27 protein-coding genes are annotated in these 23,059 nt (G+C 70.4%); 13 read left to right on the forward strand and 14 right to left on the reverse strand.

The features are described 5' to 3' along the window. The first annotated feature begins 89 nt into the window (after nt 1-89). From VB738_RS05750 to VB738_RS05780, 7 genes are all read left to right on the forward strand, one after another. The gene (locus tag VB738_RS05750) at nt 90-335 is read left to right on the forward strand and encodes a hypothetical protein (protein ID WP_323304830.1); all 246 of its coding nucleotides are present in this window, start codon (nt 90-92) and stop codon (nt 333-335) included. Further along, nucleotides 332-1,048, forward strand: coding sequence for an SDR family oxidoreductase (locus VB738_RS05755; protein ID WP_323304831.1), 717 nt, complete (start codon nt 332-334; stop codon nt 1,046-1,048). The genes VB738_RS05750 and VB738_RS05755 overlap by 4 nt, the downstream gene beginning before the upstream one ends. A gap of 50 nt (nt 1,049-1,098) precedes the next feature. Continuing rightward, nucleotides 1,099-1,875 carry a phosphatase PAP2 family protein gene (locus tag VB738_RS05760; protein WP_323304832.1) on the forward strand — a complete coding sequence of 259 codons (777 nt, stop codon included), beginning with the start codon at nt 1,099-1,101 and terminating at the stop codon, nt 1,873-1,875. Further along, the gene (locus VB738_RS05765) at nt 1,872-3,098 is read left to right on the forward strand and encodes a hypothetical protein (RefSeq protein WP_323304833.1); all 1,227 of its coding nucleotides are present in this window, start codon (nt 1,872-1,874) and stop codon (nt 3,096-3,098) included. The genes VB738_RS05760 and VB738_RS05765 overlap by 4 nt, the downstream gene beginning before the upstream one ends. An 8-nt stretch (nt 3,099-3,106) precedes the next feature. Continuing rightward, nucleotides 3,107-4,039 (forward strand): class A beta-lactamase, encoded by a 933-nt coding sequence (bla, locus tag VB738_RS05770; protein WP_323304834.1) that lies wholly within the window; start codon nt 3,107-3,109, stop codon nt 4,037-4,039. Between the two features lie 461 nt (nt 4,040-4,500). Continuing rightward, nucleotides 4,501-4,845 (forward strand): hypothetical protein, encoded by a 345-nt coding sequence (locus VB738_RS05775; protein WP_323304835.1) that lies wholly within the window; start codon nt 4,501-4,503, stop codon nt 4,843-4,845. Nucleotides 4,846-4,919: 74 nt separating this feature from the next. After that, nucleotides 4,920-5,993, forward strand: a complete 1,074-nt coding sequence (locus VB738_RS05780; RefSeq protein ID WP_323304836.1) for a PfkB family carbohydrate kinase — start codon at nt 4,920-4,922, stop codon at nt 5,991-5,993. Nucleotides 5,994-6,075: 82 nt separating this feature from the next. On the opposite strand, the gene proB is transcribed toward VB738_RS05780, so the two are convergent. The 6 genes from proB to VB738_RS05810 form a co-directional block, all read right to left on the reverse strand. After that, on the reverse strand, nt 6,076-7,215 hold the full coding sequence (gene proB, locus VB738_RS05785; protein ID WP_323304837.1) for a glutamate 5-kinase: 1,140 nt from the start codon (nt 7,213-7,215) through the stop codon (nt 6,076-6,078). Beyond that, complete coding sequence (locus VB738_RS05790) at nt 7,215-7,724, reverse strand: YqeG family HAD IIIA-type phosphatase (protein ID WP_323304838.1); 510 nt, start codon at nt 7,722-7,724, stop codon at nt 7,215-7,217. The genes proB and VB738_RS05790 overlap by 1 nt, the downstream gene beginning before the upstream one ends. Then, a complete protein-coding gene (locus VB738_RS05795) occupies nt 7,724-8,272 on the reverse strand; it encodes a DUF3727 domain-containing protein (protein ID WP_043325387.1) in 549 nt (182 codons plus the stop codon). The genes VB738_RS05790 and VB738_RS05795 overlap by 1 nt, the downstream gene beginning before the upstream one ends. 19 nt (nt 8,273-8,291) lie before the next feature. Further along, nucleotides 8,292-8,822: a Holliday junction resolvase RuvX gene (gene ruvX, locus VB738_RS05800; RefSeq protein WP_323304839.1), complete on the reverse strand. Its 531-nt coding sequence runs from the start codon at nt 8,820-8,822 to the stop codon at nt 8,292-8,294. Beyond that, a complete protein-coding gene (locus tag VB738_RS05805; protein WP_323304840.1) occupies nt 8,823-9,899 on the reverse strand; it encodes a hypothetical protein in 1,077 nt (358 codons plus the stop codon). 92 nt (nt 9,900-9,991) lie between these two features. Beyond that, nucleotides 9,992-11,170 (reverse strand): F420-0:Gamma-glutamyl ligase, encoded by a 1,179-nt coding sequence (locus VB738_RS05810; protein ID WP_323304841.1) that lies wholly within the window; start codon nt 11,168-11,170, stop codon nt 9,992-9,994. 85 nt (nt 11,171-11,255) lie between these two features. On the opposite strand from VB738_RS05810, the gene VB738_RS05815 reads away from it, so the two are divergent. Next, entirely contained in the window at nt 11,256-12,635 is a 1,380-nt protein-coding gene (locus tag VB738_RS05815; protein ID WP_323304842.1) for a PhoH family protein, read from the forward strand. 32 nt (nt 12,636-12,667) lie between these two features. Here the strand turns inward: VB738_RS05815 and VB738_RS05820 are convergent, their stop codons facing one another. From VB738_RS05820 to hisA, 6 genes are all read right to left on the reverse strand, one after another. After that, nucleotides 12,668-13,126, reverse strand: coding sequence for a prepilin-type N-terminal cleavage/methylation domain-containing protein (locus VB738_RS05820; protein ID WP_323304843.1), 459 nt, complete (start codon nt 13,124-13,126; stop codon nt 12,668-12,670). Between the two features lie 222 nt (nt 13,127-13,348). Continuing rightward, nucleotides 13,349-14,731, reverse strand: a complete 1,383-nt coding sequence (fumC, locus tag VB738_RS05825) for a class II fumarate hydratase (RefSeq protein WP_323304912.1) — start codon at nt 14,729-14,731, stop codon at nt 13,349-13,351. Continuing rightward, the gene (locus VB738_RS05830; RefSeq protein ID WP_323304844.1) at nt 14,728-15,321 is read right to left on the reverse strand and encodes a thylakoid membrane photosystem I accumulation factor; all 594 of its coding nucleotides are present in this window, start codon (nt 15,319-15,321) and stop codon (nt 14,728-14,730) included. Before VB738_RS05830 ends, fumC begins: the two co-directional genes overlap by 4 nt. Before the next feature lie 22 nt (nt 15,322-15,343). Then, entirely contained in the window at nt 15,344-17,032 is a 1,689-nt protein-coding gene (locus tag VB738_RS05835) for a DUF3685 domain-containing protein (RefSeq protein WP_323304845.1), read from the reverse strand. 63 nt (nt 17,033-17,095) lie between these two features. Continuing rightward, a complete protein-coding gene (locus tag VB738_RS05840; protein WP_323304846.1) occupies nt 17,096-17,461 on the reverse strand; it encodes a Fur family transcriptional regulator in 366 nt (121 codons plus the stop codon). Between the two features lie 212 nt (nt 17,462-17,673). Further along, complete coding sequence (gene hisA / locus VB738_RS05845; RefSeq protein WP_323304847.1) at nt 17,674-18,435, reverse strand: 1-(5-phosphoribosyl)-5-[(5-phosphoribosylamino)methylideneamino]imidazole-4-carboxamide isomerase; 762 nt, start codon at nt 18,433-18,435, stop codon at nt 17,674-17,676. Nucleotides 18,436-18,503: 68 nt separating this feature from the next. Here hisA and VB738_RS05850 point away from each other — a divergent pair, with 68 nt between their 5' ends. From VB738_RS05850 to VB738_RS05865, 4 genes are all read left to right on the forward strand, one after another. Further along, nucleotides 18,504-18,728, forward strand: coding sequence for a hypothetical protein (locus VB738_RS05850; RefSeq protein WP_323304848.1), 225 nt, complete (start codon nt 18,504-18,506; stop codon nt 18,726-18,728). Then, nucleotides 18,718-19,494: a hypothetical protein gene (locus tag VB738_RS05855; protein WP_323304849.1), complete on the forward strand. Its 777-nt coding sequence runs from the start codon at nt 18,718-18,720 to the stop codon at nt 19,492-19,494. Before VB738_RS05850 ends, VB738_RS05855 begins: the two co-directional genes overlap by 11 nt. Nucleotides 19,495-19,538: 44 nt before the next feature. Beyond that, nucleotides 19,539-20,456, forward strand: coding sequence for an NAD-dependent epimerase/dehydratase family protein (locus tag VB738_RS05860; RefSeq protein ID WP_323304850.1), 918 nt, complete (start codon nt 19,539-19,541; stop codon nt 20,454-20,456). Nucleotides 20,457-20,542: 86 nt separating this feature from the next. Next, nucleotides 20,543-21,298, forward strand: a complete 756-nt coding sequence (locus VB738_RS05865; RefSeq protein ID WP_323304851.1) for a VanW family protein — start codon at nt 20,543-20,545, stop codon at nt 21,296-21,298. On the opposite strand, the gene VB738_RS05870 is transcribed toward VB738_RS05865, so the two are convergent. Further along, nucleotides 21,255-21,788, reverse strand: coding sequence for a CDP-alcohol phosphatidyltransferase family protein (locus VB738_RS05870; RefSeq protein WP_323304913.1), 534 nt, complete (start codon nt 21,786-21,788; stop codon nt 21,255-21,257). The two genes, VB738_RS05865 and VB738_RS05870, sit on opposite strands and share 44 nt — an antisense overlap. 47 nt (nt 21,789-21,835) lie before the next feature. Here VB738_RS05870 and VB738_RS05875 point away from each other — a divergent pair, with 47 nt between their 5' ends. Then, the gene (locus VB738_RS05875) at nt 21,836-22,306 is read left to right on the forward strand and encodes a CBS domain-containing protein (RefSeq protein WP_323304852.1); all 471 of its coding nucleotides are present in this window, start codon (nt 21,836-21,838) and stop codon (nt 22,304-22,306) included. Here VB738_RS05875 and pdeM read toward each other — a convergent pair. Then, on the reverse strand, nt 22,260-22,967 hold the full coding sequence (gene pdeM / locus VB738_RS05880) for a ligase-associated DNA damage response endonuclease PdeM (protein ID WP_323304853.1): 708 nt from the start codon (nt 22,965-22,967) through the stop codon (nt 22,260-22,262). The genes VB738_RS05875 and pdeM overlap by 47 nt on opposite strands. Nucleotides 22,968-23,059 lie beyond the last annotated feature (92 nt).

The following is a 23,059-nucleotide window of genomic DNA, read 5'->3' on the forward strand; positions in this document are numbered from 1 at the left end:
CCGCCATCCTCCCCACACTGGTCGAAACGGGTTGATTCCGTCTGCCCATCGCCGCTCTGCCTTCCGTTCGCGTCCTTGGATCCGCCGATGTGGGCAGCCCTCGCCCCCTGCTGGCGGTGTTTGCCGACGCCTTCGACGAGCCCGATCGTTATCTCGAGCGACAGCCATCAGATCCCTATCTGCACGATCTGCTGAGCAGTGAGCTGTTCCTGGCGATCGCCGCTGAGGCCGGGACCCGGGTGGTGGGTGGTCTGGCGGGCTACGTGCTGCCGAGATTCGAGCAGGCCCACCGCGACGATGGGATCGCCATCGCCCCTGCCGGAACGCATCCATGAAACTGATGGTGGTCGGGGCGAGCCGCGGGCTTGGCCGTGCCTTTGTCGAGGGTCTGGGCAGCGCCGGCGACACGGTGATCGGCGTCTCTCGGCGACGGCCCGATGGCCTGAGGCTGCCGGAGGGCGTCGAGCTGGGCTGGATCGAAGCGGATCTGGCGGAGCCGCTGCCGGCGGCCCGGTGGATCGAGCAGCAGGCCCCCGCCCAGCTGGATGTGCTGATCTACAACCTCGGCGTCTGGGAAGCGAACGCCTTCAGCGAGGCCTACAACTTCCTGGAGGATCCCGACGAGAGCATCGCCACCATGGTGGCCATCAACATCACCGGCACCCTGATGCTGCTGCGGCGGCTGATTCCGCGGCTGCTCGGCTCCCCCAGGCCCCAGCTGATCCTCACGGGCTCCACCTCCGGCCTGCGCCGGAGCGGGCAGCCGGAGGTGACCTTCGGGGCCTCGAAGTTCGCCCTCACCGGCATCGCCGATGCGCTGCGGGAGAACTTTCGGGACCAAAGACTGGCGGTGACCTGCCTGCAGCTGGGCTACCTCAACACCGACGACGGCCTGGAGGTGCCGCCCGAGACGGCCGCCGGCCGCGGGGAGGGCCGGCAGATTCCGCTCCACGACGTGATCAGGATCGTCTCGGCCCTGCTGCAGCTGTCGCCGGCCTCCTTCGTGCGCGAACTGGTGCTGCCCGCCATCGGCGACGAACGCTTCTGACTGGCGGAGCACCCCTACGGTGCAGCCACCCCAAGGCCGGCACCGGAGCCATGCACACCCTGCGCCCGGGACCCTGGCTGTCCGGCCTGCTGTTGCTCCAGACCGCCCTGCTGCCGGGTTCGCTGGCGCTGGGAGGACCGGCGCTGGGAGGACCGGCGTCCACCCAGCCTGCGGACCCGGCGGCGGGCCTGGTGCTCCAGCCGGCCACCTACCGCGCCTTGATCGGCAGCCCCCCCGCCCCCGGCAGCCGCCTGGAGCTCGACGATCTGGCCATCCTGCGCTGGAACCAGCGCAGCCGCACGCCAGCGGGGATCGTGCACAGCTGGCGCTTCCTGAACCGCCATCTCAGCGTCTTCGATGCCGCCGTGGGCGCCGACCTGGCCCGCACCGCCCCCCTCCTCCACGCAGGCCTGCCGGCCTTCCTGGAGCGGGCCGATGGGCTCAAGGATCAGATCAAGGATGCGGTGGCCCGGCCGCGCCCCTTCCTGAGCCACCCGGATCTGAAGCCCTGCCTGCCCCTGGAGAGCTCCTGGTCGTTCCCCAGCGGCCACGCCACCTGGTTTGCCGCCGCGTCCCTGCTGCTGGCCGACCTGCTGCCGGAGCGCCGGGAGCGGCTGCTGCCGGTGGGTCACCAAGGGGGCGACGTGCGCGCCTACTGCGGCCTGCACTACCCCAGTGACGTGCTGGCCGGCCAGCGCCTCGCCGAGGCGTTCAGCCAGGAGGTGATCGCCTCGCCGCAGTGGCGCAACTTCAAGCAGCAGGTGGCCCGTGAGCGCCTCCTGCTGCTGGCGGTCCCACCGGCAGGCCTGCCCCTGCTGGCGGATTGATCGAATTCCGCGCCACGGTTCGCGGCGCCCGGCGCAACGGACTGGGGCGGCTGCTCACCCCGCTGGTGCTGCTGCGCCGCTCCGTGCAGGGGCTGGCCCTGGCCCTCGAGCGCATGATCTGGCGGGAGCTGATCGAGAACGAAGTCCCCGCCAACCCGCTCGTCAGCCTGCTGGCCTTCCTGCTGTTCTCCGGCCTCTGCCTGCTGGTCAGCCTCCAGGGGGCCGGGGGCTACGTGATCGCCCTGCTGCTGTTCCTGCTGCCGATGGAATGGCTGATGGCGCGGCTGGGCTACGGCGCGCCGGTGCAGCGGCGGGTGCTGCTGCAACGCTGGGGCGACCGCCTCCGCCTGTTCGCCGACACGCCCGGGGGTCACGAGCGGCTGGAGGCGGGCCGGGCCGCTATCACGGCCGTACTGATCCGCCAGGTCAGCGTCCAGCTGCCGCCGCTGGGGGAGCGGCCACTGGGCTGGGATCTGGTTCTGGCGGTGGCCGATCCCGCCGGAGAGCACCTGCTGGCCCGTGCCGCCAGCTTCTCCGGCGCCTGGCAGCAGGCCCACGCCCTGGCCGCCGATCTGGGGGTGCCCCTGCGCCTGGCCGGAGCCCTCGACGCCAGGCAGCTCGCCGGGTCCCGGGCGGGTAGCCCGCAGCCGGACGATGTCTGGAGGCTGGAGACGGGGGGCTCCAGCCAACGGCTGATCCGCAGCCGCCGCAGCGTGGGCGCGGCCCAATGGTGGCGCTCCTTCGTCGAGCAGGGCAGCTACCTGCTGTTCGTCGCCGTGCTCAACACCGTGATGGTGCAATACGGCGGCTTTCTGGTCTGGATGCTCGGGCCGCGCCTGGGCCTGAGCGAACCCAGCACCCTGGTGCTGGATCTCTCCCTGCCTGGCCTGCTGTCGCTGGCCCTGCCGGAGTGGACCCTGATCCAGGGCGTGCTGGTGGTCGCCGCCCTTGGGGCGGCGGGCCTCGGGAGCTACCGGCAGTGGAGCCCCCAGGAGCTCTCCCTTGCAGCCGACCAGCTCAGCCTGCGCCGCCCTGGCCGGCCCTGCCGCAGCCTGCCGCTGCGGCTGATCACCGGGGCGATGCTGCTGAGAGGCCCCGACCCCTGGGTGATCCTCTGGAGCGAACGCCGACCGCCGATCGTGGTGGACGGCCTCTCCGGCGAGCCTGAGGCGGCCGAGCTGCTGGAGAAGCTGGAGGCCATTCTGGATCGGCCGCAAAGATGATGGACCCGATGCCCCGCAGCACCCAGTCCCTGGCCGCAGGCCTTGCCGCAGCGCTGGTGGCGCTGGTACCAGGCATCGCCGTCGCGCCCGCCGCAGCGGCGCCTTCTGCCCCGGGGCCCGTCAGGCCGGAAGCCGCGGCGGAAACCGGCCTGGCGGCCCTGGAAGCCCGCTCGGGCGGCCGACTGGGGGTGTTCGCCATCGATACCGCCAGCGGCGCCCGTATCGGTCATCGGGCCGGGGAACGCTTTCCCCTCTGCAGCACCTTCAAGGCGATCCTGGCGGGTGCCGCGCTGGACAGGAGTCAGCGGGAGCCCGGCTTCCTGGAGCAGCGGATCCGCTTCGGCCGCCAGGATCTGGTGACCTACTCGCCGATCGCCGAGCAGCACCTCGAGGACGGCCTGACGGTGGCGGAGATGGCCGCCGCCACCGTCCAATACAGCGACAACACCGCCGCCAACCAGCTGATGGCACGCCTGGGCGGCCCCGCGGGCCTGACCGCCTTCGCCCGCTCCATCGGCAACCGGACCTTCCGTCTCGATCGCTGGGAAACCGCCCTCAACTCCGCCATCCCCGGCGATCCCCGCGACACCGACACCCCCGCCGGCATGGGCAGCAGCCTCCAGGCCCTGGTGCTCGGCACCGCCCTGGGCTCGCCCCAGCGCCGTCGACTGCAGGACTGGCTGATCGGCAACACCACCGGCGACCGGAGGGTGCGGGCCGGGGTGCCGACGGGCTGGCGTGTGGGCGACAAGACGGGCAGTTGCGGCGTGTACGGCACCGCCAACGACGTGGCCGTGGTCTGGCCGCCGGACCGTGCGCCGATCGTGCTGGCGATCTTCCACACCCAGACCGATCCGGCCGCCCAGGCGCAGGAGGGGGTGATCGCCGCAGCCGCCACGATCGTGGTGGAGGCGTTCACGCATTCGCAGACTCCGCACTGAAACCCAGGCATGGGTCAGGCTCTGGCCGCGAAATGTTTGTTGCTGCAAGGGACCTCAGCGATGTCGGCATGCGGAACCAAGCCAGAACAGGGGCATTGATCAGATCTTCTGACCAGTCATCGCAAGATCCTTCGAATCCATTTGAGAGCTTGTGATCTGAGCCATCGAACCTATTGGGTCTTCCAAGAAATGACCCATCACACTGCTAGTGATCCGCTGCATCGTGATAGGGTTAATTCACTGGAACAACCCAGCTTGCACGATGGTCGTCCTCAGGACTTCCAGGCTCAGGAAACAGCTCTTCCTTGCCTTGATCACGTGCTTTGCCCCTTCCTTGACGAATTCAGCTTTCGTTTCGCTTGAGCATTTCGCCTGACGTCATGAGCAGGCCAACGGCCCTTAAGGCCGTTGCGAAAGGGGTGTCGGTCGTTCCGGTTGTCCTATCGCAGGAGAATCCATCCATGACCACCCAACAACCCACCATCAACCGCTCCTCCCAGGAGATGGCCAACGTCGACGAACGCCTGCGCCAGGCCATTCTCGACAAGCGGCAGTCCCAGATGAAGGAACTGTCGGACAAGATCGATCAGCTGCAACACCAGGCCAAAGAGGTGGCTGAAGGCGTTCGCGACGAAGCCGAGAGCAAGCTCGAGGAGCTCCGGGCCGCCCGCGATGCGGCCAGCTCACGGTTGCAGGAGCTGCAACACAGCACCCAGGACGCCTGGGCCAACGTGCTTGAGCAGACCGACGAGGCGTTGCAATCCGTGTCCGATCGCTTCCACGCCTACGTCAACAGCCAGAGCTGATTGCGGATATCGCTCGTTCTCTCCAGCTTGCCATCCGATCTCCGAGTTTCACCCACCCACTCCACGTCCTGCCTATGTCCAACACCACAACCACCAAACCCATCACCATCCATCCCCTGAGCCTGGAATCCCACGACCAACCCCGTGTGCTCTGCTTCGGCGAAGCCCTTATCCATCGCATCAACAGGCCCGATACCGAGAACAAAGCGAACACACAGGACCGTCCGGGAGGCACCCCGGCCAGCGTGGCCTGCGGAGTCACCCGCCTGGGTACCCCGGCCAGCTTCCTGGGCCGGATCGGCGACGATCCGCTCGGCCGTCAACTGCTGGAGCTGTTCGAACGACGACGGGTGAGCACGCCGGCACTGCAGACGGATCCAAAACGTCCAACACGGGTCGCCCGGCTGCAAAGGAAGCCCGGTGGGGATCTTTGCCTCGACGACTTCCTGGGCGACAGGGGCCAGGGCTTCGCCGACAGCGCTGTGGTTCCCGCCACACTTGCTGAATCGGTGAAGCCCCTGCTCCGGGAAGCCCGCTGGCTGCTCATCAGCACCAATGCCCTCGTCGGCGGTCCCAGCGCCATGGCGCTGGATCTGCTGCTCAAGCGGGCCACGGCCCAGGGACTTGGCATCGCCCTGGACATCGATTGGTGCCCCGGTTTCTGGGGCCTTGCCCCGGATGCGGCCCCATCGGCCGAAGTGCTGCGCCGTTTCCGGCCCCTCGGCGAGAAGGCCACCCTGATCCTGGCTTCCGTCGAGGAAGCCGAGGCCTTCTTCAGCAGCGCCGATCCCGCGACCATTCACGGCGCGCTGGCCAAGCGCCCGGCCGTTCTGGCGACGGGCCGCAATGGAACCGTGCACTGGTGCATGGGAGGTCGCCAAGGCACCCTGGTGCCCGACGAGCAGCATCCTCCCAGCCATCCCCTGGGCGTCCGTGAAGCCTTCACGGCAGCCCTGCTGGACGGCCTCTGCCGCCGGCCTGACCTGCTCGAAGCTCCGGCACCGGGCGGTGCTGGCGTCGCCGGACCTGGCCCGATCGAAGACCTGCTTCGCTTTGCCTCGGCCTGCGCCACCCTCGTGGGCCGCACCGAAGGGGCTATCGAGCCCCAGCCCAGGCGAGAGGCCGTGAAGGCGTTGCTCAAGGCCTGATCTCCAACCTCCCTCAAGGCGCTTCGCAACGCGCTTTGTCCCCGGCCCCCCGGCTACGCCGGGGGCTTTGTTGCGGGAAGCCTCAGGTGGCCAGGCAGGTGAGCACCAGCTGGTCGCGGTGCACCACCGCATCCCCCACCGGCCCCAGCCGGCGGCGCACCTCCTCGCTGCTGAGGCCCATGATCCGGCGCAGCTCCTCGCTGCTCAGGGTGGTGAGGCCCCGCCCCAGTTCGCGGCCGTCGCTGGCCAGCACCCGCACCGCGTCGCGCCGGGAGAAGTGGCCCTCCACCGCGCGGATGCCCACCGCCAGCAGGGAGGCCCCCTGCTGCAGCAGGGCCCGCTCGGCACCCGCATCGACCCGCACGCTGCCCTTCACCAGCAGGGCATGGGCCAGCCAGCTCTTGCGATCGGCCAGGGGGGTGGCGCTGGGCTGAAACACGGTGCCCACCTTCTCGCCGGCGAACAGGGCCTCAAGCACCGCCGGATCCCGGCCATCGGCCAGGCGCACCCGGATGCCACTGGAGGTGGCGATGCGGGCCGCCGCCAGCTTGGTGGTCATGCCGCCGGTGCCCCACTGGCCGCCCCCTGCGGCCACATGGCCGAGGCGCTCCAACTCGGCCAGGTCGCGCACCTCCTCGATCGGGCTGGCATCGGCATCGGTGCGGGGGTTGCCGGAATAGAGCCGGTCGACATCGGTGAGCAGCACCAGCTCATCGGCGCCGATCGCCACCGCCACGAGGGCCGAGAGGGTGTCGTTGTCGCCGAAGCGCAGTTCGTCGGTGGCCAGGGTGTCGTTTTCGTTCACCACCGGCAACACCCCCCACTCCAGCAGCTGCTCCAGCGTGCGGCAGGCATTCTGGTAGCGGCGCCGGGAGGCCAGATCGCTGCGGGTGAGCAGCACCTGGGCCACCGCCATCCCCCGAACGGCGAAGGCCTCCTGGTACAAACCCATCAGCCGGCCCTGGCCGACGGCGGCGGCCGCCTGCAGGGCCACCACCTCCGTCGGGCGCTTGCTGAAGCGCAGCGCCTCGCAGCCCAGCCCCACGGCGCCACTGGTCACCAGGGCGAGGCGATCCCCACGGCGCTGCTGGCGGCCGAAGCTGGCGGCCAGATCGGCGATCACCGCCGCCGTGGGCCGTTCGGGGGTGCCCCGCAGCAGACTGGTGCCCACCTTGATCACGCGCCGCAGACCGCCCGTGGCGGGGGTGCCGGAGGTCGCCATCAGCCCGGAACCGAGCCCACCCAGCGGGCCATGCGCAGCTCCAGGTTCTGCAACCGGTCCTGGCGGCAGGGTTCACCGTCGGGATCGATCGGCTTCACCAGCACCGTGAACAGGCCCATGCGGTTGCCCACCAGCACATCGGTGAACAGCCGGTCGCCCACAAGGGCCACCTGGGCCGGGGGCAGGGCGAGATCCTGCAGCACCTTGCGCAGGGCCGCACGCCGCGGCTTGCCCGCCGAGGTGGTGTAAGGCAAGCCCATGGTGTCGGCCACCGCCCCGATGCGACGGCGGGAGGGGTTGTTGCTGAGCAGGTGCAGGGGCATGCGCTCCCGGGCGTGGCGCAGCCAGACCTCGGCCTGCAGGGGCATGGTGGCCTGGCGGCGGGGGAGCAGGGTGCGGTCGACGTCGAGGACGAGGGCGCGAATGCCACGGTCGACCAGCTCCTGCAGGGGCAGGTGCGCCAGGGAGGTTCCCGGCAGCCAGTCAGGCGTGAGCAGATCGCGCAGCATCAGTCGTCGCTCTCCCGTTCGTCGAGCTCGGCCTCGATGCGGGGCTGGACCCGCTCGAATTCCTCCCCCTCCACCATCACCGCGTCGGCGCCGTCCATGCGGGCCACCACGAAGAACGGATCCAGGGGGATGTAGAGGCCGTACTCCTCATCACCGGCCATGAAGCTCACGAGCAGCTCGTAGGTCTCACTGTCATCATCGCCCTCCTCGTCCTCGAGGTCGTCGGGATCGGGCTCCTCCAGCTCACCGCTGACGGTGAGGGTGACGGCGGACCGCACCAGGGTGAGGTCGTGCTCCTGGAGCACCACATCCGCCACCGACAGCACCGGCTCGGTGGCATCGAGGGTCTCGATCAGTTCGGGATCATCGTCCTCGCGCAGTCGGAACAGGCACACCGGGGTGTCCACCGGCGTCAGCAGGGCATAGTCGTGGCCGTCCAGGGGGATCAGCTGCTCCAGGAAACAGAGCAGCTGGCGGCCGCTGCCGTCCCGCACCTGCACGGTGGGCACATCGCCGGAACCCGTCATCGCAGGGGGGTCGGAGGCCATCAAGAGGAAGCGGGTGTTCTCAGAATGAATCAGCGCCGGCCCGACTGCCCACGGCGATGGCCGCCGGGGCGACCGGATCGGCCGTGGACGCGGCCGTGAATGCAGCCGGATCGAGCGGTTCGGGACCCTCCCTGAGCCACTGCTCCAGCAACAGCGCCGCCGCCGCGCTGTCGAGGCGGCCGCTGCGGTCACCGTGCAGGCCGAAGCGCTCGCCGGCCGCCCAGCTGCTGGCGTGCTCATCCACCCAGGCCAGGGGCAGGGGCTGGCCGAGCGCCGCCAGGGCCCGGGCCAGCCGCAGGCCGTAGCGGCGGCAGTGGATCCCCTGGGCGGTGGGCCGCTGGCCGGCATCGAGCGGCAGGCCCACCACCAGCGCCGCCACCCGCCGCTGGCGCACCAGCTCCACCAGGTGCTCCAGGTCGGCCTGGAACTCGCCCCGGGCCAGGGCGGGCAGGGGGGTCACCGTCACCCCCAGGGGATCACAGCCCGCCAGCCCGATGCGGCGGCGTCCCACATCGAGGGCCAGCACCGACCGCGGCCTGGGCGGGGCCATTCAGCGCAGCACCAGGGGGGCGGTGGGCAGGCTGCCGAGGGGGCCGGTGGGGGTGGGCATGGGCCGCCGGCGCGGCTGCAACTGCTCCAGCACCGCTTCGATGCGGCGCGCCGCCCGCTTGGCCGGCTGGCCTTCCTGGCGGCGCCAGACGCTGCGGGCCATCAGCACCTCCTCGCCGTGGACCTCCGCCCCGAGGGCCTGAAGCCAGCGCTGGCGGTCGCCGTCGCTCACCTCGCAGCGCAACCAGAGGCTGCCGCCACCGTGGCCGATGCGGTGCAGCAGCGACTCGGCCGCCGAGCCGAGCAGGTGACCCCAGCCGGGGTGGACGCTGAGCTCCACCGCCTGGCCACCGCCGGGGTGCTCATCGAGCAGGCGCACGCCGGCCACGGCCTCGTTGCGGACGGCATCCACCAGCATCCAGCCCCGGCTGCGGCTCTGGTCGAGGAGGTCTTCGATGCGGCGATCCTGCAGCTGGCGCAGGTGGGCCGGGCAGGTGGCCTGCTCCAGGTGCCACAGCAGTGGCGCCGTGCGGCGGTTGAGCGGGCGCAGCTGCAGATCGGCCGGAGCGGCGGGGGCGGCCCGGTCGGCCGGGGGCTGCCAGCGCCAGAGGCGATCGGTGCGCTGGGGCTGGAAACCCTGCTCCCGCAGGGTGGCCAGCCGGGGGGTGTCGAGGCTGGAGGCGGTGGCGATCCAGCTGGCGGCGCCCTTGACGCGGCCGATGGCCTGGCGCAGCAGATCCCCGGTCAGGGCCGCCCCCTCCGTGGCGGCCAGGGCCAGGCGCAGGTGCTGGACCTGCCAGCAGGTGCCGCTGCGGTTGAGCCGTCGGCAGACGATCAGGCCCAGGGCCTGCTGGCGGGTGAGCCCCTGGCGCTGCAGGGCCACCAGCACCTGGGCGGCCCCCGGGCGGCGACTGGTCACCGCCGTCAGCAACTGCTCCGGCAGGGCCAGCAGCAACGAGCGTTGCAGCAGCGGCTGAAGCGGCAGAAAGGAGGGATCATCCAGCAGGGGCAGGTGCCATCCCTGCAGGGATTCAACCGTCCAGCTGGGGGAGGTTCTGCCCTGGGCAGGCACTGGCACGGCAGGCACTGGCACGGCAGACGACGGTGGAGAGAGGGGCGTGGGCGAAGCGGAACAGACGCAGCTGGCGCTGGCGACCTTGTGAAGGAATTCTACGTGGGACGCACCAGCACCAGAGGTGTGCGTTCGTTGGCGTTGCCGGCGGGGTTCGGGCGCAGGGCCCGCATCAGCAGCGCTTCGTCGGTGCCGCCGCTGGCGGCCAGCACCTTCACCCGCCCGAGGTCGTTGACGTCCACCACCGCCACCGCCACCCCGAGGGCCGCTGCCATCTGCTCGCACCAGGCCGCCGGCTGCTCCGGACCGAGCACGATCGTCTGATCGTAGGGAGGCGTGGTGCCGGTGATGTCATCGATCAGGCGGGCCTGCTCCCCGGCCAGGCGATAGAACCAGCCCTTACTGCCCACCAGCTTCAGGGCGGTGCCCACCACCCAGGCACCAAGCACCCGTGCCGGGCCGGACACGTCGATCAGGGTCTGCAGGCCACAAGCCGTGGCCAGGGAGCTGGTGGGGTGGAACACCCGGCAGAGCAGGCGGGCCAGGAAGGAGGGCTGCACCGTCGATGGGTGGTGGTACCGCCCCTGGATCACCGCCAGGGGGGTCTCGCCGATGGTGAGCACGTCACCGGGCTGCAGCAGACCGCCGGTGTAGCGCTGCAGCACCGCCAGCGGATCGTCGAGCACCCCGAGCAGGTGGGTACGCACGGGCAGCACCCGGCAGCGCTCCCCCTCGCGCCAGGAGGGGGCGGCCGGGTCGCCCGGCTCGGGCTTCTGAAGCGGCAGCAGGATGCCCTGGCGCCGCTGCAGCCGACCGAAGGGCCCGTAGTTCACCCAGTGGATGTCCATCCAGAGGGTGTCGAGCACGCTCTCCAGATCGAGGCCGCCGGGCGCCGTGAGATTGAGACGGATGTGGGCGGCGGTGGTCTTGCGGCCCTTGACGATGTAGGCGGCCCAGTAGCCGTCCGGGCGTGCCTCCTCATCGGGGTGCAGCGGCGTGATGCGCAGCTCGTGGCGCACCTGGCTGACGTCACTGCGGCCCAGCAGTGTCGGCACCACCGTGATCTCGGGCACCATCACCTCCATGCGGGGGTGGGGGTTGCGGATGTGGACCTCGCCGGTGATCTCCAGGCCCTGGGCCCGGCGCCGCACCTGGAAGGATCCCGGCAGCAGCTGCAGGGGGGAGGAGGGCCGGAGGCGATGGCGCAGTTCGAGTACCACCAGCCCCAGGCCGAGGAGCAGCAGCAGAACCAGCAGGCAGGAAACGGGGAACGGCAAGCCGATACGTCGGGGAATGTCCGGCCGGAGCGTAGATGCGCCCGCGGACCTAGCTTCGGCCCCATGGAACCGGCAGGTCACTGGCATGCGCAAGACCTTCGTGCTCGACACCAACGTGTTGCTGCATGACCCCCAGGCCCTGAACCGGTTTGAGGACAACCAGGTCGTGATCCCGATCGAGGTGGTCGAGGAGATCGACCGCTTCAAGCGGGACCCCTCCGAGAAGGGCCGCAACGCGCGCCAGGTGTCGCGGCTGCTGGATCAGCTGCGTGAGAAGGGCAACCTGGCCGAAGGGGTGCCGATCGATGACGTCAGCGGCGGGACGTTGAAGGTGGTGTTCTGCCGCAGCGAGACCCTGCGCCAGCTCCCCCCCGAGCTGAAGGCGGGCAACGGCGACAACAACATCCTGGCTGTGGCCCTGGAGCAGCGCCTGCAGGAGGTGATGGGCAGCCAGCCGCCGGTGGTGCTCGTCACCAAGGACACCAACCTGCGCATCAAAGCTGATGCTGTGGGCCTGATCGCCCAGGACTACACCACCGACAAGGTGGACATGGCGGACCTCTACCCGGGGTTCTGCGAGCGCTGGATGGGAGCCGAACTGATGGACCGGGTGAAGGCCGGCGACGGCCTGCCGGTGGACGCCATCCCGGAGCAGCCGGTTCCCGTGGCGCCCCTGCAGGCGAACGAGGGGGTGACCCTGGTGGACCTGGCCCAGCCGGCCCACACCCTGCTGGCCCGCTACAACGGCCGCACCGCAACCCTGCAGCCGCTGCAGAAATCGCCCAAGGCCAAGATGGGCCGCATCCAGCCCCGCAACCGGGAGCAGTCCTTCGCCCTTGATCTGCTGCTCGATCCGGCTGTGGCCCTGGTGACCCTGGTGGGCAAGGCCGGCACCGGCAAGACCCTGCTCGCCCTGGCGGCGGGTCTGCACCAGGTGGCCGACGAGCATCTCTACGAACGGCTGCTCGTGACCCGTCCAGTGATTTCCCTAGGCAAGGAGATGGGCTTCCTGCCCGGGGATCTGGAGGAGAAGATGGCCCCCTGGATGCAACCGATCGTCGACAACCTCGACTTCCTGCTTGGCGGCGACGAGGGCCAGCCCATCCGGGGGGGACACCGTTCGCCCCGCAGCAACTGGAGCGACCTCAAGGGCATGGGCCTGCTGGAGGTGGAGGCGATCAGCTACATCCGCGGCCGCTCGATCCCCCGTCAGTTCATGGTGGTGGACGAGGCCCAGAACCTCACCCCCCATGAGGTGAAGACGATCGTGACCCGGGTGGGGGAAGGCACCAAGATCGTGCTTACCGGTGACCCGTACCAGATCGATAATCCCTACGTGGACGCGGAGAGCAACGGGCTCACCTGGCTCGTGGAGCGCTTCAAGGGCCAGCTGCTCTCCGGACACATCACCCTGATCCGGGGCGAACGCTCCGAGCTGGCCGAACTGGCCGCCAATCTGCTCTGAGACGGCCACCAGGGCCGCTCAACCGGCGGGTCTCAGGGGAGGAAGGTGCAGGTGATTGAGCCGTTGACCGCCACGCGCAGCATGGCGCGGCGGTGGGTGCCCTGGGCCTGCTGGCCCATGCACAGCACACCGCTGGCGTCGCCGGACCAGGAGCGGCTGTTGATCTGGCGGGCGGAGGTGCCGTTGCAGTTGCGGGAAGGGCCTCCGGGAGGATCCACCACCGTGTGCAGCCCGGACTTGTGCGCCACCGCGCACTGTTCGGCGAAGGCGACGGTCTCCAGGATGCTGCTGGAGGCTTCGGCGACGGCCATGGCCCGGCGGTACTGGGGCACGACGATGGCGCTGAGGATGCCAACGATGGCCGCCACGATCATCAGCTCCAAGAGCGTGAACCCGGACGTGCCTGCGATGCTCAACCGGCCCAAATGGGGGCGGTGGAGCGGGGCGCTGACCCTGGGGAGGCTTAACCACCGGAAGGGGTGCTGGGACATCTCAGGCGTGCGGGTCCCCTTCGCGGTCGTCCAGGGGATGACGAGGAGAATCAGAAACCGACCTCCCGGAAGAAGACCGTTCTGAGGGTGATCCCGGAGACGAAAAACGTCGCAGAAACAATCTTCTGAATCCTCACCATGGGCTATAGCGGGGATTTTACGGGCGATCCACAGAAAATCAACCGGGCCGCTCCCAGCCCACCGGCCTCACGTCCTTGAGCCTCAGATCATCTGCTCGGGCCTGACGAGGCAGTCGAACTCCTCGCCGCTGATCTCTCCCAGCACCAGGGCCGCTTCCCGCAGGCTGAGCCGGTGCTCGTGGGCGTGGCGGGCGATGGCGCAGGCCCGGTCGTAGCCGATGGCGGGCGTCAGGGCCGTCACCAGCATCAGGCTGCGATCCCGCTGGGCTTCGATGTGGGCCACATCGGCGCGCAGGCCCTCGATGCAGAACTCCCGGAACGTGGCGCAGCTCCCCGTCAGCAGGTCGATGCTCTCCAGCAGGTTGTGGGCGATCAGGGGCTTGAACACATTCAGCTCGAAGTTCCCCTGGCTGGCGGCCATCTGGACGGCGGTGTTGTGGCCCATCACCTGCACGGCCACCATCGTGAGGCTCTCGCACTGGGTGGGGTTCACCTTGCCGGGCATGATGCTGGAGCCCGGTTCGTTCTCCGGCAGCACCAGTTCGCCGAGGCCGCAGCGGGGCCCGCTCGCCAGCCAGCGGATGTCGTTGGCGATCTTCATCAGGCTGCCCGCCAGCACGGTGAGCGCCCCGTGGGCCGCCGCCATCCCCTCCTGGCCGGCGAGCGCCTGGAACTTGTCGGGGGCGCTGGTGAAGGGCAGGCCGATGCGCTCGGCCAGGCGGGTGGCCACCGCCTCACCGAAGCCCGCCGGGGCATTGAGCCCGGTGCCCACGGCCGTGCCGCCGATGGCCAGCTGCAGCACCTGGGGGAGGGTGGCCCGCAGGCCCGCCAGCCCCAGCTCCAGCTGGGAGGCGTAGCCGCCGAACTCCTGGCCCAGGCTCAGGGGCACCGCATCCTGCAGGTGGGTGCGACCGATCTTGATCAGGCCGGCGTAGGCCTCCGCCTTCTGGCGCAGGGCGGCGATCAGCGCCTCGATGCTGGGGATCAGCCGCCCGTGCAGCGCGATCCCCACCGCCATGTGCATGGCGGTGGGGAAGGTGTCGTTGCTCGACTGGCTGAGGTTGACGTGGTCGTTCGGGTGCACCGGCCGCTTGCTGCCCAGCTCACCACCGGCGGCGGCGATGGCCCGGTTGGCGATCACCTCGTTGACGTTCATGTTGGTCTGGGTGCCGGACCCGGTCTGCCAGACCCGCAGGGGGAACTCCTCATCCAGCTGGCCCCCGCTCACCTCCTCGGCGGCGGCCACGATCAGGGCCGCCAGGGGGCCCGGAAGCACGCCCCGGGCGGCGTTCACCTCGGCGCAGGCGGCCTTGAGCTGGCCGAAGGCGTGCACCACAGCCATCGGCATCGGCGCGCCGAAGGGGAAGTTACGCAGGGAACGCTGGGTCTGGGCGCCCCAGTAGTGCTCGGCCGGCACCTCCACCGGGCCGAGGCTGTCAGTTTCGGTGCGGGTGGCCGGCATCAGCGGGACGCCACCACTTCGCTGTTGAGTTCGTTGAAGCTCAAGGTGGCGCTGTTCCCCGAGCCCGGGGCCATCGGGATGCCGGTGGCTTCGCTCACGGCCGTGTTGATGGCATCGACGCTCACCTGGCCATGGCGATCGAAGACGACCCGGCCGGTGCCGTCGATCACCACCACCTGGGGGATCAGGCCGTCCCAGTAGTGGGCGGGATCGGCCAGACCGCCATCGGGCCTGTTCTGGAGCGGATCGGTGACCAGGGGGATCAGGTCGACGGCATTGCCCCAGACCCGCTGCAGCTCCGACACCACCGGCGAGAACTGCTTGCTGACGCTGCTGTCGTCGAGGTAGTAGACGAGCACCGCCACCCGGTGCTCCTCGAGGGACTGGGCCAGGCTGCTGCGGGGCGGCACCAGGGAGCCGTTCCCGGCGTAGAGGGCAAAGATGTTGCCGTCATAGCGGTCGTTCTCGAGGCTGGCCGCCGCCTCGGCCGGGGCCCAGAGCAGCCCCAGCACCACGGTCAGCAGCAGAGCCCAGAGGCCGGCGAGGGGCCGGGAGCGCAAACGGGGCAAGGGAACACGGGCGGGTGGGCTCATTGTGCCGTGGTACGCAGCCGCCTCAGCTGCGGTTGAGGCTGCGGCCCATCCCCTGCACGATGCCGCGCCCCACCAGGCCGATGGCCCGGCCAAGCACCTGGGTGAGCAGCACCACCAGCAGATCGCCCAGGCGTTTGAGCAGGCTGCGGAGCTGGGGGCCCAGGGCATCGCGGGCCTCCAGGGCCAGGGTGACCGCCTGCTGCACCCAGCCCAGCTGGCGCAGCTCAGCATCGCGGGGCTCGGTGAGATCCACGCAGTCGATCGCGCCGTCGCCCAGACGGAACAGGGGGCGGCGGCTCTCGTAGAGGTGGATGGGGCGCTCGAACCAGCTGGTCCAGCGCTGCTGGGCGTTGAGCTGGTTGCGCAGCCGTTCCAGGTTGCGGGTGGCCAGCAGCTCGGGGCGCAGCAGGTAGCGGCGCAGTTCGGGCCACTCGGCGCAGGCCGCCAGCACCTCGGCGCTGATCAGCTCGGCACTGCGCACGAGCCAGTTGCTGAGCAGCAACTCCAGATACAGAACCGCCTGGGGCTCATCCGGTGCCACCAGCCGGCCATCCACCAGCAGGGGCCGGGCCTGCAGCAGCGGGCTGAGCATGGTGGCGGGATCGGGCAGCTCGAGGTCGTCGGCGTCCAGGCTGCTGCGGTGCAGAAGGGTCTCGGCCACCGGACACAGCCGGCCCTCCATGGGCAGTTGCACGTAGGACCCGGCCATGGAGCGCAGGGCCTGCTGGCGCAGCTCGGGCTGAAGTTCCCTCCAGAGCCGCTCCAGCTGGTCACCGCGGGGATCGTCCTGCAGCAGGCGCTGGCGCAGCCGGTCGAACTGCTCCAGCAGCCCCAGCAGCAGGTCGCTGCGGCGGGAGGCATGGAGACCGTCGAGGGCCAGCAGCTGGCCGCTGTTGTTGCTGGGGCCGGCGGCGGCAGCCTCCGTGAGCCGACCCCGCAGGGCCTCCCAGAGGCCTTCGGCGGTGCGTTGCCGCAGGGTGATGGCCACCCCATGGGCCGGGCCGCCGGCCGTGCGGCTGTCCGGGGCATCGGGCGCGCCAGGTGCCCCACCCCGGCCGTCACGGGGCTGGCCCCAGGCCAGGCTGACCGGCCCCCAGAGCCAGAGCAGCAGCCGCCTGGCCTGACGCAGCTCCCGCACCCGGCCCTGCAGCACGAGCAACGGCAGCAGGTCCACCGGCGGCGGATCCAGCAGGCGCAGGCAGAGGCGGAGTTCGGCATCGATCTGCTGCAGACCGCTCAGCAGCAGCCACTGGCCCAGCCCCATCGGCACGGAGGTCCCGGGGTCCTCGCCCCGTCGCGTCGCGGCGATGGCCAGCACCCGGCCGCCGGCCAGCAGGGTGGTGACCGCCTGCCGCAGGCTTTCGGCATCGGCCTGCTCGATCAGGCCCTGGGCCGGCAGCTGCAGCAGGACATCGCTGCCGTAGGGGTGGTTCGCGGGAAGCAGCAGCAGCAGGGGCGCCGGGTGCCAGCGCTCCAGCAGCCGGCGGCTCTCGGCGTCGAGGGCCTGGGGTTCAGGCAGGCTGCCGAGGCACCAGAGGACGAGCTGGGGTGCCCCCTGCACGGCCTCACTGTCGACCACCTGGCAGCCGCCCCAGCCGTCGGGATCAGCGCTGGTGTCAGCCCCCTCCAGCCAGCTGGTGAGGCCTGCCCGCTCCAGGGGATCGGCGAACAGCAGCAGCTGGGGAAGGGGCCGTGCCGGACGTCGTCCCACGTTGCGAGAGAAAGGTTGGCCCGACCTTAACCAAGGCGTCGGGCTTTCTCCAGTGCAGCCGCTTCAGCAGGGGCGGGGATGGCCTGAAAGATGCAGGGTGTACGACTCGATCGCAAAGCCCGTCTGGTCTTCGATCTGTCGCAGCAGGTGGTCCGGCAGGAGAACGTCAAGGTCGTGGATTTCGCCGGACTGGGTGCAGGTCAGATGGCTGTGGGGATCGGCGCGATAGCCATAGAGACGGCCACTGGCTCGCTCGATGCATTCGATCACGCCGGCCGATTGCAGCGCTTCGAGATTCTGGTAAACGGAGGTGTGGCCAATGTGGCGGCCTTGGTTGTTGAGCTTCTCGAAGATGTCGCGGGCGGACAGGTGGCTCTTCTCGTCCCAGAGAAGATCCAGCACCATCCGCCGCTGGCGGCTCAGCCGCATGCCCAGATCCCGGCAGCGCTGGTAGACCTCTTCCACATGGGACGGAGCCGTGCCCACCGCATGGCGATCACCGGCCTCGCCACGGCGGCCGGAGGCCGCGGAGGATGCGGTGGTCGTGGTGGAAGGCAAACGTTGCCGCAGAACACATTGGCTCTGTTATAGAGCAGTTGCCTGAACATCGGCATGGGCCCCACTGCGGTGCACGGCCGGCGTCAGGCGATCGGCAACCGCAGGGGATCCTGCAGCCGACCGTCACCGAGGGCCTGCAGCGCCTCGGCCAGCTCCACCCGTCCGTCGTAGAGCGCCCGTCCCACGATCACCCCTTCCACACCGAGGGGTTCGAGGCTCAGAAGGCTGAGCAGGTCGGTGAGGCTGCCCACACCACCCGACGCGATCACCGGCAGGTCGGTGGCCTGGGCCATGGCCCGCAGGGCCACCAGGTTGGGGCCCTCCAGGGTGCCGTCGGTGGCGATGTCGGTGCTGATGATCGCCGCCACGCCGGTGCCATCCAGGCTGGCGGCCAAGGCCGTGGCCTCCACCGTGCTCTGCTCGATCCAGCCGCGGGTGGCCACCCTGCCCTCGTTGGCATCGATCCCCACCACGATCCGGCCCGGGTGATGGGCCGCCAGGTCGCGAACGAGCTCCGGGTGCTCCACGGCGACCGTGCCCAGGATCACCCGGTCCACACCCCAGCCCAGCAGTTGTTCGGCCCGCTCCGCCGTTCGTACCCCTCCACCCAGCTGCACCGGGATCTCCAGGGACGCGGCGATGGCCTGCACGGCGCCGTCGTTAAGGGGTTCGCCGCTCCTGGCCCCGTCGAGATCGACCAGGTGCAGTCGCGTGGCCCCCTGGCGCTGCCATTCGCGGGCCTGGGCCACCGGATCGTCGCTGAAGCGGGTGACGCGGCCGTAGTCACCCTGATGCAGTCGCACGCAATGCCCGTCGAGCAGATCGATGGCGGGGATGACTTGCATGGAAAGGGGGACAATGCCGCTGTCGGCTCCATCCTGTGCCATGACGCTGCCCGGATGATGCGGACCTGATGGCCCCCTCCCCTCCCGACCCCGCCCCCCTCGTCTTCGACCCGGACGACTGTCGCCGCCTCAGGGATGCGCTCCGCTACCAGGGCCGCGATCTCCATCACCGCTCCTACGCCGTGGATTCGCGGCGCCGGGAACTGCTCTGGGAGGAGATGGACCGCTGCCTGGCGCTCGCCGATCGCATCGAACGGCATCTCGACGCACTCGACGGGGCCGATGCGGGCTGAGAGGACCGGCCCCCTGAGGCTGTTCGCCCGGCTGCGGCTCTTCGCCCTGCTGGCCATCGGCGGCGCCGGCCCTGCCCCGGCCCAGCCCCTGGCCCCCCCGCCGCTGGCGCCGCCGGCCCCACCGCCGCGCTCCCTGCTGGGGCCCGACGGTCCCGATCCCCGCGACAGGCCGCCCCCCCTGGCACCGCCGGGTTCGGTGATCCCGCCGATCAACCGCCCCGATCCCCGGCTGGAGGCGGCCCTGCGGGCCCGCCTGTTCGCCGGCCCGGTGGCGGCCAGCCCGGCGGCGGCCGGCGACCCCGACCAGACGGAGTGGGAGCAGGCCCGTGCCACGGCCACCCGGCCGGTCTGCGCCGACGTGGGGCCCCTGCGCTACCTGCACAACCGGGTCGACCTGGACGGCGACGGCCGTCTGGAGACCCTGGCGGTGGTGGTGGGGTCCTACGCCTGCTCCAGCGGCGGCTGCAGCCTGCTGATCTTCCGGGACAACGACGGCAGCCTGGAACTGGTGGCGGAGAACGGCCTGTTCCAGTCGCCCCTGACCGTCATCAGCAACCGCCACCGCGGCTGGCTGGATCTCACCATGCCCGCCAGCCTGCACGGCGCCCCCGACGGCCTCAAGGAGCTGCGCTTCGACGGCCGCACCTACCGGCCGGTGCCGCTGCCGGTGGCCGAAGGGACCAGCGGGCCTCCGGGAACGGTGCTGCTGGAACTGCTGCCGCTGCCCTTCGAGCGCCTGGGCCGGCCCCTGCCCTGCGGCCCCTGATCCAGACCGGCCGCTTGAATGGCGCTCACCGACGCGGCATGGCGATGAGGATCCTGGTGATGGGCGGCACCCGTTTCGTGGGCCGCCCCCTGGTCAACCGGCTGCTGGGCGCGGGCCATGAGCTCAGCCTCTTCACCCGCGGCCGCCAGCCGGTGCCGGCGGGGGTGGAGCATCTTCAGGGCGACCGCAGCAGCGCCGAGGGCCTCGCAGCCCTGCAGGATCGCCCCTTCGATGTGATCGTCGACAGCTCGGGCCGCACCCTGGAGGACACCCGCCAGGTGATCGCGCGCACCGGTCCCCCCGCCCATCGGCTGGTGTATGTCAGCTCGGCTGGCGTCTACGCCGACAGCGAGCTCTGGCCCCTCGACGAGGAGTCGCCCACCGATCCCCAGAGCCGCCACGCCGGCAAGCTGGACACCGAAGCCTGGCTGCGCCAGGAGGGCATCCCCTTCACCAGCTTCCGGCCCACCTACATCGTCGGTCCCGGCAACTACAACCCGGTGGAGAGCTGGTTCTTCGATCGGATCGTGCACGGCCGGCCGGTCCCCCTCCCCGGCGACGGCAGCACCATCACCCAGCTGGGCCACGTGGCCGACCTGGCCGCCGCCATGGCCCGCTGCATCGAGGTGGAGGCCGCCACCAACCGCATCTACAACTGCACCGGCTCCCAGGGCATCAGCTTCCGGGGCCTGGTGGCCGCCGCCGCCCGCGCCTGCGGCACCGAGCCTGAGGCGGTGGAGATCCGCAGCTTCGATCCCGCCGGCCTCGACAAGAAGGCCCGCAAGGCCTTCCCCCTGCGCCTGGCCCACTTCCTCACCGACACCCACCGCGTGAGGCGTGAGCTGGCCTGGGAGCCGACCTTCGACCTGGAGGCCACCCTGGCCGACAGCTATGCCAACGATTACGCCCTGAAGGTGCCCACCACCCCCGACTTCAGCGGCGACGAGGCCCTGCTGGGCTGAACGCGTCAGCGGCCTCCCAATGCCTTGGGTTCAACGCCGTCGCCCGACGACAGAATGTCGTCATGCGACAACGGATTCCACTGGGGATGCGTCAGGAGATCCGCCACTACTGGCGGCTCTGGAACGATCGCCGGGACGGGATGCGGTTCGACCGATCCGCGGGCGACCTGGCCGTGGGCAACGCGGCCGTTGGCAACCTGGGGCAACGCCCATCGATCGGCCTCGTCCAGCCGATCATGCCCAGTGACTTCTTCGAGAACAAGCGGGCCAATATCCGCCGCGGCGCCGCCCTGCTGGATCGCGGCCTGATCGGTGCCCACAAGGCCTGGTCGTTCTGGCACCGTGTCGGCCGTCCCCATGCCGCCAATGGATTTCTGCCAGGACGCAACATCGTCAGGGGAAAGCTTGTCGCCCTCAGCGGCGGTGGGCTCTGCCAGCTGTCTTCCATGGTGTATCACCTGGCCCTGCTGGGTGGCTTGACCGTGCTGGAACGCCATCCCCACAGCCTGGATATCTACGAGGAGGAGCAACGCTTCACGCCGCTGGGCGCCGACGCCACCGTGGTGTGGGGATTCAAGGACCTGCGACTCCACAATCCCCACCCCTTTCCTGTGGCCTTCGGATTCAGGGTGGAGCCGAACAGATTGATCGGCGAGCTCCGTTCCGACGGCGACCTGACGGCCTGTGATGTCGCCTTTGTGCGGCTGGAGCTCGAACGTCCCTGGGTTCGGGTCAACACGATGGTCAACCAGCGCCTTCTTGTCTCGACGCTGTACGAGCAGCGGCAGGGCCTGCAGGTCAGCCCCGCTGACCCGCCCCCAGGTACCCCAGGGCCGAGCTGAGCGCCAGCAGCAGCGACGGCCAGAACAGCCACCAGCCGGCGGCCTGTAGAGCGGCCACCAGTCCGGCCCCCTGGCCCAGGCCCCAGGCCGGCGGCCAGAGCAGCAGCAGCAAAGACAGGAACTGCAGGATCGTCTTGGCCTTGCCCCCCAGCGAGGCGGGGCCGCCGCTGCCCTGACCGGCCCGCCAGCCGGAGATCAGCAGCTCCCGGGCCAGCAGCAGCCACACCGCCCACAGGGGCAGGCCGCCGGTGTGGGCCAGCCAGATCAGCGGGGCACTGATCAGGATCTTGTCGGTGAGGGGATCGAGCCGCGCCCCCCACACCGAGCCGCCACCGGCCCGGCGGGCCAGGGCGCCGTCGGCCCAGTCGCTCAGGCCGCCCAGCAGCAGCAGCACCCAGGCCAGGGCGGGTCGGCCGCCGGCCAGGGCCAGCAGCAGGGGCAACCCCAGCACGGCCCGGGCCAGGGTCAGCAGGTCGGCGAGGCGTCGCAGGTCAGGGTCCCGTTCACCAGCAGAATGCCATCACCGAGGAGATCCGCATGGTCGTCGAGCGCAGCGTGGCCGAGGTGATGACCAGCCCCGTGCTGAGTGTCACCACCACCACGCCCCTGCAGGAGGCCGTGCAGCTGATGAGCGACCACCACGTCAGCGGCCTGCCGGTGCTCGATGAGCTCGGAGCCCTGGTGGGTGAACTGAGCGAGCAGGACCTGATGGTGCGCGAGAGCGGCTTCGATGCCGGCCCCTACGTGATGCTGCTCGATGCCGTCATCTACCTGCGCAATCCGCTCGACTGGGACAAGCAGGTGCACCAGGTGCTGGGCAGCTCGGTGGGAGACGTGATGGGCTCCAAGCCTCACAGCTGCCCCGCCACCACCAGCCTGCCGGCGGCGGCCCGCCTGCTGCACGACCGGGGCACCCAGCGGCTGTTCGTGCTCGACGACCAGGAGGCCCTGGTGGGGGTCCTCACCCGCGGCGACGTGGTGCGGGCCCTGGCCGCCGCCGAGGGCTGACGCTGGAGCGGCGGGACGGCTCGCTCCAGGGGACCACGGCCCCGTCGGCCAGCAGCCAGAGCCTCTCCCCATCCGGGCAGGGGTGGCCCCCGGTGAGCGCGCCGAAGGCGGGCAGGACCAGCTGCTCGGCCGCAGGAGCGTAGGCGAAACAGGGCAGCCGCAGCCGGTCGGCTCCCCCGCCCACCAAAGCGACGGGGTGTCGGTGGCCGCAGAGGTTGAGGTGCTCGGGGCGGGGCTCGGGGGCGTGGCTCAGCCACAGGGGGCCGAGGGCCTGCGACGGCTCCTGCTCCAGCCCCTCAAGCCAGCAACCCCGCTCGTGGTTGCCACCGATCAGCCGCAGCGGACAGCCCAGCAGCGCCGGCAGGGCCCGCAGCTTCTGGCGCAGGTCGCCCGTCAGGCCCAGACGGCTGTGGATCAGATCCCCCAGCACCACCACCTGGGCGGGCCCGAGACCATGGGCCACCGCCAGCAGGGCGTTGAGGGTCGCCCCATCCCCATCGCTGGGGAGCGGAATGCCCTGGCTCTGGAAGCTCTCCGCCTTGCCCAGGTGCAGATCCGCCACCAGCAGCAGCCCCTGCTCGGGATCCCACACGGCCCGCTGGCCCAGCAGCTGGAGCCGGTAACCGCGCCACAGAAAGTCGGCCGAACCCGGCACGTTCATGCAGAAACCATCAGGCTGACGAGGGGACCGGAGACGGCGCACAGGGGTGCCCCATCTTCTCCGACAAGAATCAAGCCAGCACGAGGTCAGCG

This window comes from Cyanobium gracile UHCC 0139 (assembly GCF_034931325.1).
Taxonomy (GTDB): Bacteria; Cyanobacteriota; Cyanobacteriia; order PCC-6307; family Cyanobiaceae; genus Cyanobium; species Cyanobium gracile_B.

What these genes read in the sequence shown, in the direction of transcription:
- VB738_RS05755 (WP_323304831.1), top strand. Translation starts at nt 332, where the DNA reads ATGAAACTGATGGTGGTCGGGGCGAGCCGCGGGCTTGGCCGTGCCTTT.
- VB738_RS05760 (WP_323304832.1), top strand. Translation starts at nt 1,099, where the DNA reads ATGCACACCCTGCGCCCGGGACCCTGGCTGTCCGGCCTGCTGTTGCTC.
- bla (WP_323304834.1), top strand. Translation starts at nt 3,107, where the DNA reads ATGCCCCGCAGCACCCAGTCCCTGGCCGCAGGCCTTGCCGCAGCGCTG.
- VB738_RS05775 (WP_323304835.1), top strand. Translation starts at nt 4,501, where the DNA reads ATGACCACCCAACAACCCACCATCAACCGCTCCTCCCAGGAGATGGCC.
- VB738_RS05780 (WP_323304836.1), top strand. Translation starts at nt 4,920, where the DNA reads ATGTCCAACACCACAACCACCAAACCCATCACCATCCATCCCCTGAGC.
- proB (WP_323304837.1), bottom strand. Translation starts at nt 7,215, where the DNA reads ATGGCGACCTCCGGCACCCCCGCCACGGGCGGTCTGCGGCGCGTGATC.
- VB738_RS05790 (WP_323304838.1), bottom strand. Translation starts at nt 7,724, where the DNA reads ATGCTGCGCGATCTGCTCACGCCTGACTGGCTGCCGGGAACCTCCCTG.
- VB738_RS05795 (WP_043325387.1), bottom strand. Translation starts at nt 8,272, where the DNA reads ATGGCCTCCGACCCCCCTGCGATGACGGGTTCCGGCGATGTGCCCACC.
- ruvX (WP_323304839.1), bottom strand. Translation starts at nt 8,822, where the DNA reads ATGGCCCCGCCCAGGCCGCGGTCGGTGCTGGCCCTCGATGTGGGACGC.
- VB738_RS05815 (WP_323304842.1), top strand. Translation starts at nt 11,256, where the DNA reads ATGCGCAAGACCTTCGTGCTCGACACCAACGTGTTGCTGCATGACCCC.
- VB738_RS05820 (WP_323304843.1), bottom strand. Translation starts at nt 13,126, where the DNA reads ATGTCCCAGCACCCCTTCCGGTGGTTAAGCCTCCCCAGGGTCAGCGCC.
- VB738_RS05830 (WP_323304844.1), bottom strand. Translation starts at nt 15,321, where the DNA reads ATGAGCCCACCCGCCCGTGTTCCCTTGCCCCGTTTGCGCTCCCGGCCC.
- VB738_RS05840 (WP_323304846.1), bottom strand. Translation starts at nt 17,461, where the DNA reads ATGCGGCTGAGCCGCCAGCGGCGGATGGTGCTGGATCTTCTCTGGGAC.
- hisA (WP_323304847.1), bottom strand. Translation starts at nt 18,435, where the DNA reads ATGCAAGTCATCCCCGCCATCGATCTGCTCGACGGGCATTGCGTGCGA.
- VB738_RS05850 (WP_323304848.1), top strand. Translation starts at nt 18,504, where the DNA reads ATGGCCCCCTCCCCTCCCGACCCCGCCCCCCTCGTCTTCGACCCGGAC.
- VB738_RS05855 (WP_323304849.1), top strand. Translation starts at nt 18,718, where the DNA reads ATGCGGGCTGAGAGGACCGGCCCCCTGAGGCTGTTCGCCCGGCTGCGG.
- VB738_RS05860 (WP_323304850.1), top strand. Translation starts at nt 19,539, where the DNA reads ATGAGGATCCTGGTGATGGGCGGCACCCGTTTCGTGGGCCGCCCCCTG.
- VB738_RS05865 (WP_323304851.1), top strand. Translation starts at nt 20,543, where the DNA reads ATGCGTCAGGAGATCCGCCACTACTGGCGGCTCTGGAACGATCGCCGG.
- VB738_RS05875 (WP_323304852.1), top strand. Translation starts at nt 21,836, where the DNA reads ATGGTCGTCGAGCGCAGCGTGGCCGAGGTGATGACCAGCCCCGTGCTG.
- pdeM (WP_323304853.1), bottom strand. Translation starts at nt 22,967, where the DNA reads ATGAACGTGCCGGGTTCGGCCGACTTTCTGTGGCGCGGTTACCGGCTC.